This is a genomic window from Vibrio splendidus, from assembly GCF_024347615.1.
GTDB lineage: Bacteria > Pseudomonadota > Gammaproteobacteria > Enterobacterales > Vibrionaceae > Vibrio > Vibrio splendidus.
On sequence record NZ_AP025509.1, the window covers coordinates 814,334 to 826,538 of the forward strand.

Below are 12,205 nucleotides of genomic sequence, written 5' to 3' on the forward strand. Positions count from 1 at the left end.
CACGTGGACTGATAAATGAGCATTAATTGATTCAAATCAACTATAGGTCAGTTATTCAGTCATATAGACAACACGTAATGGACACATTGCACAAACGGTGCCAACATGCGAAAGCTTGCTGTGTCTGGCATCCTTTCAAAAATCCACTTCAAACTTTAGTCAAAAAGACCTTTTTTTTGTGTCATAAAGACTCTACCATGTATAAAAATACAAACAGTATGAGCCCTTTATGCAAGATATCTCAGCATCCACTCTCATGGAAATGACCATTGGTTTAGCCAGCGGTGTGAACGATCAAGACCGTTTTAATCGCCTAATCGATGCCATTCGTAAAACCATAACGTGTGATTGTGTCGCGCTTTTAAGCCTTCAAGGCGACACGCTAGTACCCATCGCAATGCAAGGGCTCAGTCGAGATACATTCGGTCGCCGCTTTATCATTTCGGAACACCCTCGCTTTGATGAGATTTGCGCATCACGTTCTCCTGTTCGTTTTGATGCTGATAGCTCATTGCCTGATCCTTTCGATGGCTTACTGATCGACCACGACGGCGATTTACCAATGCATGCCTGCATGGGTTTGCCTCTGCTGTTTGGTGACAAATTGTTAGGAGTGCTAACCCTAGACAGCCTAAAACCTGATGTCTTTGCGAATATTCCTGCTCGTAACCTAGAAGTTCTCGCTGCTATTGCGGCTTCAACCATGCAGATGGCGATGACTTTCTCGCAACTTGAGCATCAAGCAAAACAGTCAAAACAATTACTGGAAGAGTTGAACGTAGAAGCGTGGGAACGTGACGGCGGCGAGTTGATTGGTAACAGTGACACCATGGTCGCGCTTAAGAACGATATTGCGGTTGTAGCGCCGTCTGAGTTTAATATTCTGATTCATGGTGATACTGGTGTTGGTAAAGAGCTCGTTGCTCGTACCCTGCACCACCAATCGCAACGTAAGCGTAATCCGCTGGTCTACGTGAACTGTGCTGCTATTCCTGAGAACTTGGTAGAGAGTGAACTCTTTGGTCACGTTCGTGGCGCATTTACTGGCGCAGACAAAAACCGCTTAGGTAAGTTTGCTCTAGCCGATGGCGGCACACTGTTCTTAGATGAAATTGGTGAATTGCCTTTGGCAGCACAAAGTAAGTTACTGCGTGCGCTGCAAAACAACGAAATCCAACCGGTAGGCCAAGACAACATCCAAACCATTGATGTTCGTGTTCTGGCTGCAACCAACCGAGACTTAAAGCAAGAAGTTGAAGACGGTCGATTCAGAGCCGACTTGTATCACCGACTTAGTGTGTACCCTATCGCGGTACCTGCATTGAAAGAGCGTGGTGACGACATCAGCTTATTAGCTGGTTTCTTCCTAGAACAAGCGCGCCGTAAGCTTGGTATAAACCAAGTTAAGTTCCGTTCTGATGTTCTGGTATTCCTAAACCGTTACGGTTGGCCAGGTAACGTTCGTGAGCTTGAACACGTTATCAGCCGTTCAGCACTGAAAGCATTGGCTCGCAGCACTAACAAAAACCTCGTGACAATCACTAAAGAAGATTGTGGTCCACTCGACCAAGATCAACCGATTGCGACGACACAGGTAAAAAACACACCATTATCAACACCAACGATCGACCTATCCGCTGGTTTACGTGGCGCGACGGACGATTTTCAACGCAGCATCATTACTGAAGTGTTGGAAGATGCCAACTTTAACTGGGCGCAAGCAGGACGAGTTCTGAAAACAGACCGAGCAAATCTGACTCGACTGTCTAAGCGTTTAGGACTAAATGTGGCTAAGTCTCACACGATCGAACGGACAAAATAGATATTAGCGGTTTGTTGCGAGCATCTAGCAAAACTTGTGTATATAATGCTGCAAATTGTAACGCTAATTTTAAATATGTAGAGAGAGTTATGAAGTTTATCCGTTGGTTCTTAGGTCGTGTCATCTTGTTATTGAATTTTGTATTCAGCCCACGTGGTGTGAAACGTTCTCAAGAAGAGCAAAGCAAAGTGAATGAGCAGGCAAAGACGCACACGTTATACCAATTCGAAGCGTGCCCATTTTGTGTAAAAGTGCGCCGCGCGATGAAACGTCAATCGGTTCAATTTGAACTTCGTGATGCAAAGAACAATGATCAACACCGTGCGGAGCTTGAAGCTGGTGGCGGTCGCGTTAAAGTGCCTTGCCTACGTATCGAAAAAGATGGCAAAACTGAGTGGATGTATGAATCTTCGGATATCGTTACTTACTTAGAAAAGCAATTCGCATAAGCTAACCTGCGAAACGAAAGTCAGATACAAAAAATCCCTCAAATATGAGGGATTTTTTATGTCTGTTATTTGGATCTCGTCGCTTTCAATTTAGGGAAGAAAGCTCAAATGACTACTTCGACACAATCAGCATCAATTCTACACGGCGATTACACGCCTTGCCTTGCGGCGACGCGTTAGTACAAGCCGGAACGTATTCGCCAAAGCCGCGAGTGTAAATAGCACGACTCGAAACATAGTTACTTTCTAAGCGCGCTTTCACTTCTTTTGCACGTAGCTCAGAAAGCGGATCATTAACACGATCACTGCCCGTATTATCAGTATGGCCCTCAATCACCACATCAATATCTTGGCGTTGAGAAAGGTAACTGCCTAAAGTATCCAGCCATTGATTGTAGGCTGGCTCAGGGAATGCCGAACCCGTTTTAAAGTTCACGTGCTGTTCCAGCTTTACCATCACATGGTTGCCCGGCAGTACTTCAAAATCGATACGGTTTTGTCTTAAAAAAACTTCCAGTGGGTCATTAGTCGAGACACCACGTCCATAGTTGGTTGTGATGGTTTTTTGTTGATGAGTGCTGTTCTGGACTGAGTAACTGCGATTGCTCGCTACAGATGTCGTTTGAACCACACCCCATTCAGGATGCATAAGGTCGTAACCGGTTTGCGGTGCAGTTTCTAGCAGATCGTCACCTAACATACCTGTTGGTAACGTCGTTTCACACCCTGCCAAAGCTATGCTTAACATTATCGCTAAATATCTCATTACTTCACCAACCACTCATGCAGATAAACCATTCACTAATGTCTATATCGGCACCAAGGGAAAAACTTTAGATAAAAACTTTATACGAAAAGAAAGCACATCCCAAAAAAGTGCTTTTGATCACAGTTAACCGTCAACTAGCCTGTCATCACCCTCTAGTTCGAACTGTTTGCATTTATTTACCTTATAATTGTTTTCCAATTCGTACTAAATAGTTAGAATCTCACGACTTCTCAACGCTAGAGCAAACATTATGTTTAAACCATTTACTAAATTCATCACAGCACTCGCTGCCGTACTTATTATTGCGGGTTGTAGTGAAACAGACGAGCCACAGAAAGGCGTTCAATACGAAGCACTTCCTACTGCTCTAACTGAATTTAACCTGTCTCCGATCACTGAAATCTTCTCTCTAAACTGTGGTCACTGTCGTCAAATGGAAAGTGCAATTCCAGAGATTGAGTCGCTAACAGACCAAACTATTGGCAAGATGCATGTAACGTTCAATGAAAGTGCTCAAATCAGCGCAATGATCTACTACACAGCAGTGATGCAACTTGACGCGACACCTGACCACGCGTTCATGGACGACCTATTTGGTGCCGTTCAAATGGGTGCAGATGCAACGCCAGAACAGCGTCAACAAGCATTAGAGACAGCGTTCACTTCTCGTGGTTTGGTTAGCCCATACCAACTGAACAAAGAACAGCAAGTTGCTCTATTTGACTACGTTAAGAAAGCAGAAGAGATCTCAGTAAAAGGTCAAATCAACTCAGTACCAACATTTATCATCAACGGTAAATACCAAGTACTCACAGCAGGTCACCAAGACGTTGCTGGCATCGCAAAAACGATCAACTACCTTTTGACTCAACCCTAATAACGGCTTTAGCCAATTGATTAACACACTCTGTATTAACTGCGAAATTCTGCATTAACTGTCAAATTATGCATTAACTATGAAATACAGCATTAACTATAAATAGGTTTTACTATGTCTAAATTTATCATCCCGGTCATTGTCTTTATTTTGGCTGGCTTCATGATCTACCGCACTTGGATGAATCATAAATCTGGCGAAGAAAATATCGAGCAAGGCCAACAGTTCCTTGTCGAAAACGGCGCTAAAGAAGGGGTTGTTACGACTGAAAGTGGTCTTCAATACCTAGTGCTTGAAGAAGGTACTGGTACAGAGCACCCAACTAAGAACAGCAAAGTAACGGTTCACTACCACGGTACACTTATCGACGGCACTGTTTTCGACAGCTCTGTTGAGCGCGGCGAGCCAATCTCATTTGCTCTTAAGCAAGTAATCAAAGGCTGGCAAGAAGGTTTGACTTACATGGTTGAAGGCCAAAAAGTTCGCCTGTTTATCCCGAGCCAATTGGCTTACGGTAAAGGCGGTTCAGGCCCTATCCCACCGTCATCGACTCTGATTTTTGATGTTGAGTTAATCTCTATCAAATAATCGAAGAGACTGATATAAGCCCCAACATACGAGCTATGTTGGGGCTTTTTTATATGTGAACGTTTGAATAGTTGAAGCCACTTTTGCAACGACTGAATATACCGTCAAAAACCGATCACTAGACGACTGGTCTAATTTAATTTATAGTACTGCCCATGAACGAAAAAACGAATGACACACGCCTGCATGTTTTAGATGTTGGCTACCAATTAATAGTGAACAACGGCTTTAACGGCGTTGGCTTATCGCAATTGCTTAAAGAAGCGGACGTGCCGAAAGGATCGTTTTACCACTACTTTAAATCGAAAGAGCAATTTGGCGAGGCTCTGATCCAACACTATTTTGAGACCTACATCAGCAGAGTTGAAACTATTTTGGTTCATGGTGAAGGCAACCATTACCAGAGAATTATCAGTTATTTCACTCGATGGTCACAGATTGAAAACGGTACCTGTAACGCTCATAAATGCTTAGTAGTTAAGCTCAGCGCTGAAGTTTCTGATCTTTCTGATCCTATGCGTCAAGCCTTACTAAAAGGGGCTGAAAAAGTGACATCTACGATACAACACTGTGTTGCTGGTGGTATTGAAGATGGCTCCATTAAAGTTAAAGACAGCCAAGAAACCGCTCAAAATCTATATTCTATGTGGTTGGGCGCAAGTTTGTTGAGCAAACTAAGCCAGAGCTCAAGCAGCTTAGAATCAGCTTTAAACCTAACCCAACAGATTTTAAAAGGTAAAAACTAACCACGTACTGTGTTTAGTCTTTATTAACGACAGATAACCCGCCCTCTTATCAATTTGATGACGGCGGGATTTTTAGACAACAAGACTAGACGACTGGTCTAATTCCAAATGAACATAATATAAAATTAAGGATATCCAATGACTCAACAAGACAATCGCCGCATCGTATTGGCTTCTCGCCCAGTTGGCGCACCGACTCAAGATAACTTCCGTTTAGAGTCAGTAGCCGCACCAACAATTAAAGACGGCGAGATGTTACTTCGCTCAGTTTATCTTTCTCTAGACCCATACATGCGTGGTCGTATGAGCGATGCTAAATCTTACGCAGACCCAGTTGCGATTGACGAAGTGATGGTTGGTGCAACCGTATGTCAGGTTGAAGAATCAAACCACGCTGATTACCAAGTTGGCGAATGGGTACTGGCTTACACAGGTTGGCAAGATCTTGGTGTGTCTAACGGTGAGGGCCTAATCAAACTAGGTAAAGAGCCAACACACCCTTCTTACGCACTAGGCATCATGGGTATGCCTGGCTTTACTGCGTACATGGGGTTACTTGATATCGGCCAACCTAAAGAAGGCGACACTCTAGTCGTTGCGGCTGCAACAGGTGCAGTAGGCGCAACAGTTGGCCAAATCGGCAAGCTAAAAGGCTGTCGCGTCATTGGCGCTGCTGGTGGCCAAGAGAAGTGTCAGTACGCAAAAGAGGTACTGGGCTTTGATGAATGTATCGACCATAAAGCTGACGATTTCGCAGAACAACTGGCTAAAGCGTGCGACAACGGTATCGATGTTTACTTTGAAAACGTTGGCGGCAAAGTATTCGACGCGGTAATGCCTTTGCTTAACACAGGTGCTCGTATTCCTGTGTGTGGCCTTATCTCTCAGTACAATGCAACATCACTTCCTGAAGGCCCAGATCGTATGTCTAGCCTTATGGGCACTCTTTTGGTCAAGCGTATTAAGATGCAAGGTTTCATTATCTTTGATGATTACGCACACCGTTACAATGAGTTTGCTGTTCAAATGACAGAATGGTTGTCTCAAGGCAAGATGCATTACCGTGAGCACCTAGTTGAAGGCCTAGACGAAGCGCCACAAGCATTCATGGGTCTATTGGAAGGCCAAAACTTCGGTAAGCTTGTTATCAAAACAAACGAAGCTAAATAAATTTAAAAACTGAACCAGTTAACTAGGTAAAATCATGATTACTTTGCATCACCTAAACAAATCTCGCTCAAAACGAATCATCTGGCTACTGGAAGAGCTTGGTGTTGATTATCAAATCAAACCATACCAACGAGACAGTGTAACGTTTCTAGCACCACCAGAATTGAAGTCCGTTCACCCTCTTGGTAAATCTCCGGTTATTGAAGACGATGGTGTTGTGATCAGCGAATCTGGTGCTATCACCGAGTACCTAATCGACAAATACGGTCAAGGTAAGTTCGCACCAGTGCGCGGCACAGCTGACTATGTAGAATATTCACAGTGGCTTCACTTCGCTGAAAGCTCTGGCATTCTGCCAATGCTACTTAAAATCTTTGTGATGAAAGACGGTTGCGAGACTAATTTCCTTGGTGGCTACGCTGACGATGAAAACCAAAAGATCTTAACTTACGTGAATAATGCACTTGAAGGTAAAACCTACTTGGTTGCAGACACACTAACAGGTGCAGACTTTATGATGTCGTTCATCGTAGAAATCGTTGGTAACTTTGGTGCAACTGCGCTTTACCCTAACATTGCTAAATACGGTAAGCTTTTGGCTGACCACCCTGCTTACCAAAAAGCAGAGCAATTAGAGCTAGAACACTCGAACTGATCGAGTTTCAATCAAGCTCGGACACACTTAGGATAAGCACAAGCAACTAAATGAAGCCAAAGCCGATTTATCTTTCGCTTTGGCTTCTCATTTGCCTTGATTTCGACAACAATACCGAACTCTAACTGAACAGCCATAGAGTTTGATTTTCATGTCAGCAAACCTTGCTCAATACACTCCACTGCTTCCCTTAAACCAAACCGCGACTCAAGACTTGTCGATACCGACTCGGTTTACGTTTCCGTATTACTATACCCCGCACCCTACGTGTGAATTAGCTATGCTGCAGCTTCAACAGTCACTCACCGACTGTGGTGTAAACGAAACCTCGCAAGGTAATCTCTACGCTGTTCTTCTTGTTCAGGATCCAACAACTCAAGAGCTAGGCTACCTTTCTGCATTTTCCGGTTTGCAGTTAGATCCGTCTTTGGCCTCTCAGTTAAACAACATTAACTTTGTTCTACCAGCCTTCGATTCAGAACAGTTTCAATCTCACAATAGTGCAAACCTCGCTCGCCAATCACAACTAGCGGATGACATTAAGAAGCTACAACAATCGCACAACCTAGACGTATTAGTGGCTGAGCTTGAAGAGTTAACAATCGAATCAGCACAAGCCATCGAAGCCTTTCAGTTGGCGATGACCGCGAATAAAGCTCAACGTAACGAACTCAGAGAGCAAGCCAATCAAGAAAAGGCATTGGGGAATCTAGAGTCAGCGGCGAATTTGCTCAAACAACTGGGCAATCAAAGTAGCCAAGAGAAACGCGACCTAAAAGCGCTTCGTATCGAATGGAAGCAAAAGATCGCAGAACGCCAATCACAAGTTGATTTGATCGAAAGCGAACTGAAAAACCGTAAGCAAGACCACCAAGCCATTTCAGAACAGTTGGAAACTCAACGTCTCTCTCACTATCGCTTTATCAATCAAGCTCTCGAATCAAAGAGCCTACTTGAATTGTTAGATGGCAAAGACGCACTTGAAGGCTCTGGCGACTGTTGCCTGCCCAAGCTGCTTAACTTTGCTTTTGAACACGGGTTTAAGCCATTAGCTTTGTCTGAGTTTTGGTGGGGATTACCTCCAAGGGCGGTCATTCGCCAACACGGAAACCTCTACCCGGTTTGTCAGAGTAAAAGCTTTGAGATCCTCGACCACCAGCTAAACGGCATCGAGCTAGAAGATAATCCGCTTATCGTGAACCCTGCGGTTGGTAAGTCTTTTGATATTGTTTATGAAGACAATGAGATCGTGGTGGTGAATAAACCCGAGGAGTTCTTGTCGGTTCCTGGTAAGTTTATCGAAGACTCGGTTTACACACGCATTAAAGCGCGTTACCCGAATGCGACAGGGCCTTTGATCATCCATAGATTAGACATGTCGACGTCAGGCTTGTTGATCTTGGCGCTCACGGCGGAGTCAAACAAGCACATTCAGAAGCAGTTCATTGATAGAACCGTAGAGAAGCGCTACACCGCTTTGTTAGATGGTGAGATAACGGGTGAATCTGGCGATATCAGCATGCCTTTACGCGGTGACATCACAGACAGACCAAGACAACTGGTTTGCCATGAACACGGCCGAAACGCAGACACCTATTGGGAAGCGATTGGTACCAGTAATGGTAAAACCAAGGTTCACTTGTATCCGAAAACAGGCCGTACCCATCAGCTGCGTGTGCATTGTGCTCATCCATTAGGCCTTGGTGTACCGATTCGTGGTGACGACTTATACGGATACAAACGCGAACGCTTGCACCTACACGCGGGTTACCTAAAGTTGATTCACCCAACAACCGGTGAATGGATGGAATTTGAAGTGCCTTCTGAGTTTTAAGCTGTTCTTATCGTGCTAAAACTATTAGCGCGATAAAACGATTACCGCGATAAAACGATTGCCGCTATGAAACGATTACCGCGCTAAAATTTTTGTCCCATTAAAACTTTTTCTCGTTAAAGCTCTTATTTCACTTAAATTATTGTTTCGTAAAATTTTTATCTCATTAAACGCATCAGGGTTCTAAATCTGCTTGAGATATAGAACCCTGAAGTTTAATTTTTTTATGTGCTTATCACAGGCCGGTAGCGTACTTTCGTTACTAACTTCAATGTTGCAGACGCCTAACCCATAACATCAGTGCGTTGTTCCACACACTCGTAAGAGCCCATTTCGAACTCACGGCAGATCCAAGGTCGGTTTTCGTAAATAGTACACATCAGTGTTTCTCTATCTACCGCAGAGCACCAACCGTCATCTAATCTCAGCATGGTTTCGCCGCCCCACTCGTCATAAGCAATATGCTCTTCAGGAACGCCGGTATCTGTGATGATCATAACCTCTAAACGACAACAGCATGCCTGACAATTGGCACAAGTTACTTCAGGTTCGGTTACGTTCTTTATCTCTATGGTCATAAGTGACTACACTGCTAAATTTTGCGTATAGTAATCGAAACCGTCCGCTACGGCTAATAAAGAAAGTAGATGACGGTGTTTTCATGGATGTAGAAATAACAATGGGCGTTGTGATTTGCTCACAACGCCCATTAAGTTTTCTCGTTTTAGCTGAATAACGACCCTATTTAGAATAGGCTCGCGAAAAACAACTTAACGTAATCCATCAGACGTTTGAATATTCCACCTTGTTCAACAGCCTCTAGCGCAATCAATGGCTGAGTTTGCACATCTTCACCATCGACTGTGTAATGAACCACACCTAGTGTTTGACCTTCTGCAATCGGTGCCTTCAACTCAGAATTAAGTTCAATCGATGCCGTTAGCTTTTTACTGTCTGACTTAGGCAGTGTGATAAACGTGTCTTCTGCAACACCCAGCTTCAATGTATCTTTGGCACCAAACCATACCTTCTCTTCAGCGACTTCATCTCCACCTTGATGTGGGTTTAAAGTATCGAAGAAGCGGAAGCCATAGCTCAACAACTGTTTGCTGTCTGACTCACGGCTCTTAACGCTTGATGCGCCCATAACAACCGCGATAAGTCTCATCTCACCTTGTGTCGCCGAACTCGCTAAACTGTAGCCAGCGCCAGAGGTATAGCCCGTCTTCATGCCATCAACCGTCAAGCTTCTATCACGCAGTAAGCCATTACGGTTGTGTTGTGTGATGCCGTTGTAACTGAACGAACGTTCGCTGTATAAGCCATAAACATCCGGTAAATCACGAATAATCGCACGACCTAGTAGTGCAATATCGTAAGGAGTCGAATAAAGATCGTCAGCGTCTAAACCATGCGCGTTGGCAAAATGGGTGTTTTCTAATTTCAGAGACGTGGCCCAAGAGTTCATAAGATCCACAAATGCATCTTGTGAGCCCGCAACGTGTTCCGCAATCGCTACACTCGCATCGTTACCTGATTGAATAATCAGTCCGCGGTAAAGGTCCATCATTGCTACATCGGTATTCACTTCGATGAACATTTTTGAAGAGTCAGGGAAGTTCTTCGCCCACGCGTTCTCGCTGATTCGTACCTGATCGTCAGCAGAGATGTTGCCTCGCTTCATTTCTTGCCCAGCCACATAGCTAGTCATCAGTTTGGTCAAACTCGCTGGGTTTAACTTAGTGTGTGCGTTTTTTTCTACCAGCACATCACCAGAATTAAAATCAATTAACACATACCCTTTTGCGCCTAGGCTAGGTGGGCTTGGTACTATAGAAGGTGCTGCGATAGCTGCATTACTTACCATCGCTGCGTTACTTACAATGAATATACTTAATAGAGGGAGAGAGTATTTGGAAAACAGTTTCATTGAATCAAACCTAAGTTAACGTTTTGAGCAGTATAGACAAATGCTAGCAAAAGAAGCGCGAACTTTACGTTGCTTTACGTATTTGTACCATTCGTTACAAATAAAAAAGTATAATCTGCGATCTGACCATATTTTCAACAACTAATATTGACTCAACAAATACATCCAACGCCTAATTCTATCGCTCAGGCATACGTCTAAATAACATTTCAACAAAGCCAGTAATACGCTGTTTGCTTTCGCTTGGCTCTAAATCAGGTTGAATGCCAGACTGTGCTAATGCTTGCCATTGTACGACCTGAGAGTTAGGTACGAAAAAAGCAATGTACAGCGATCCTTTCTCGGCGACCTTTCCGTCACCATCATAAAATGGCACCCCTGTTGAAAGCTTAATCGCATCGAAAATCGAGTCATCATTTAACTCTGATTCTTCGGCCAATCCAAAACCGACAACAACATCACCAACTGCACCATTTTGATTCAGTTGATAACCTTTCGTAGCGAGTTGATCTTCAATCGCATCACGCACTAGATCGGTTACTACGGTCTCATCGTATTTTTGAGAAAGGTAAACCTGCTCTGATTCAGGGTGCCAAGAGTACGTCGTCACTCCGTGTTCCATGAACTCAAAATCACCACTGGTGACCACACCATAATTGTGCGTTGGCGGCATTTCTTGTGTGGTACATGCTGTCAGTCCAATCGCTATCAAAGCCAATAATGCTGCTTTTTTTATGCTTTTTGTTGCACAAATGGATCGTTTTATCATTCGCGGCTTCCTTACCTATATAAGAATAAATATCAATTAACCTCCCAACATAAATAGTAATTATGTTAATAGAAAGGTCATTAAACGTTTGCGTAATCGCTAACCTTCACTTCTGCCCGTTTTGGGGGTTTAATCACAAAAACAGAGTTGGTATAGTCTACCTCGTTAAACATAACCAGACCATTCGAGGCACGGAGCTTCCTCAATCATCTCATGAAGAGAAGAATTGGTACCGACAAAGTATCGGCAAATTTAAGAGGGTCAAACAATGGAATTCAATATGGTTGAAATTTTAGGTTACGCGGCATCTATTATGGTCGCAATTTCATTAACAATGAAAGATATCGTTCGTCTGCGTGTCCTTAACTTTATTGGCTGTACTCTCTTTACAGCATACGGCGTTATGATTGACGCATGGCCAGTGGTCGCGACCAACGGTTTCATCGCTTGTGTAAACATCTACTTCCTTGCAAAAATGCAAAAGGAAAAAAAAACGGAAGCGATGAAAGCAGCGAAAGCTTAAATTAGCGATTAGCATTTCAAATATTTCTGAAAAAGCCCAAATAGAGCGATCTATTTGGGCTTTTTTGTGTCTG

13 protein-coding genes are annotated in these 12,205 nt (G+C 43.7%); 9 read left to right on the forward strand and 4 right to left on the reverse strand.

The window, feature by feature from the left end; genetic code table 11:
- Positions 1-229: 229 nt before the first annotated feature.
- Entirely contained in the window at positions 230-1,822 is a 1,593-nt protein-coding gene (gene norR / locus OCU90_RS20935) for a nitric oxide reductase transcriptional regulator NorR (RefSeq protein ID WP_004731373.1), read from the forward strand.
- A gap of 89 nt (positions 1,823-1,911) precedes the next feature.
- Positions 1,912-2,271, forward strand: a complete 360-nt coding sequence (locus OCU90_RS20940; protein ID WP_004731371.1) for a glutaredoxin family protein — start codon at positions 1,912-1,914, stop codon at positions 2,269-2,271.
- A gap of 112 nt (positions 2,272-2,383) precedes the next feature.
- On the opposite strand, the gene OCU90_RS20945 is transcribed toward OCU90_RS20940, so the two are convergent.
- Positions 2,384-3,019 (reverse strand): OmpA family protein, encoded by a 636-nt coding sequence (locus OCU90_RS20945; RefSeq protein ID WP_061025782.1) that lies wholly within the window; start codon positions 3,017-3,019, stop codon positions 2,384-2,386.
- Positions 3,020-3,290: 271 nt separating this feature from the next.
- Between OCU90_RS20945 and OCU90_RS20950 the strand changes: the two genes are divergently transcribed.
- The 6 genes from OCU90_RS20950 (at position 3,291) to OCU90_RS20975 (ending at position 8,910) form a co-directional block, all read left to right on the forward strand.
- Entirely contained in the window at positions 3,291-3,917 is a 627-nt protein-coding gene (locus OCU90_RS20950) for a thioredoxin domain-containing protein (RefSeq protein ID WP_004731367.1), read from the forward strand.
- A gap of 114 nt (positions 3,918-4,031) precedes the next feature.
- Complete coding sequence (locus tag OCU90_RS20955) at positions 4,032-4,505, forward strand: FKBP-type peptidyl-prolyl cis-trans isomerase (protein ID WP_004731366.1); 474 nt, start codon at positions 4,032-4,034, stop codon at positions 4,503-4,505.
- A 155-nt stretch (positions 4,506-4,660) separates the two neighbouring features.
- A complete protein-coding gene (locus OCU90_RS20960) occupies positions 4,661-5,251 on the forward strand; it encodes a TetR/AcrR family transcriptional regulator (protein WP_026012345.1) in 591 nt (196 codons plus the stop codon).
- A gap of 138 nt (positions 5,252-5,389) precedes the next feature.
- Positions 5,390-6,421: an NADP-dependent oxidoreductase gene (locus tag OCU90_RS20965; RefSeq protein WP_061025779.1), complete on the forward strand. Its 1,032-nt coding sequence runs from the start codon at positions 5,390-5,392 to the stop codon at positions 6,419-6,421.
- 34 nt (positions 6,422-6,455) lie between these two features.
- Positions 6,456-7,076: a glutathione S-transferase family protein gene (locus tag OCU90_RS20970; RefSeq protein ID WP_061025777.1), complete on the forward strand. Its 621-nt coding sequence runs from the start codon at positions 6,456-6,458 to the stop codon at positions 7,074-7,076.
- A gap of 151 nt (positions 7,077-7,227) precedes the next feature.
- Positions 7,228-8,910, forward strand: coding sequence for an RluA family pseudouridine synthase (locus OCU90_RS20975; protein ID WP_061025775.1), 1,683 nt, complete (start codon positions 7,228-7,230; stop codon positions 8,908-8,910).
- A gap of 284 nt (positions 8,911-9,194) precedes the next feature.
- Here OCU90_RS20975 and OCU90_RS20980 read toward each other — a convergent pair whose 3' ends face one another.
- The 3 genes from OCU90_RS20980 to OCU90_RS20990 all read right to left on the reverse strand — a co-directional run bounded on the left by OCU90_RS20980 (position 9,195) and on the right by OCU90_RS20990 (position 11,609).
- Entirely contained in the window at positions 9,195-9,488 is a 294-nt protein-coding gene (locus tag OCU90_RS20980; RefSeq protein ID WP_017076090.1) for a YkgJ family cysteine cluster protein, read from the reverse strand.
- A 167-nt stretch (positions 9,489-9,655) separates the two neighbouring features.
- Entirely contained in the window at positions 9,656-10,840 is a 1,185-nt protein-coding gene (locus tag OCU90_RS20985) for a D-alanyl-D-alanine carboxypeptidase family protein (protein ID WP_061025773.1), read from the reverse strand.
- A 178-nt stretch (positions 10,841-11,018) separates the two neighbouring features.
- The gene (locus OCU90_RS20990) at positions 11,019-11,609 is read right to left on the reverse strand and encodes a DUF4136 domain-containing protein (protein WP_017085600.1); all 591 of its coding nucleotides are present in this window, start codon (positions 11,607-11,609) and stop codon (positions 11,019-11,021) included.
- A gap of 268 nt (positions 11,610-11,877) precedes the next feature.
- On the opposite strand from OCU90_RS20990, the gene OCU90_RS20995 reads away from it, so the two are divergent.
- The gene (locus tag OCU90_RS20995) at positions 11,878-12,132 is read left to right on the forward strand and encodes a YgjV family protein (RefSeq protein WP_010430226.1); all 255 of its coding nucleotides are present in this window, start codon (positions 11,878-11,880) and stop codon (positions 12,130-12,132) included.
- The last annotated feature ends 73 nt before the right edge of the window (positions 12,133-12,205 follow it).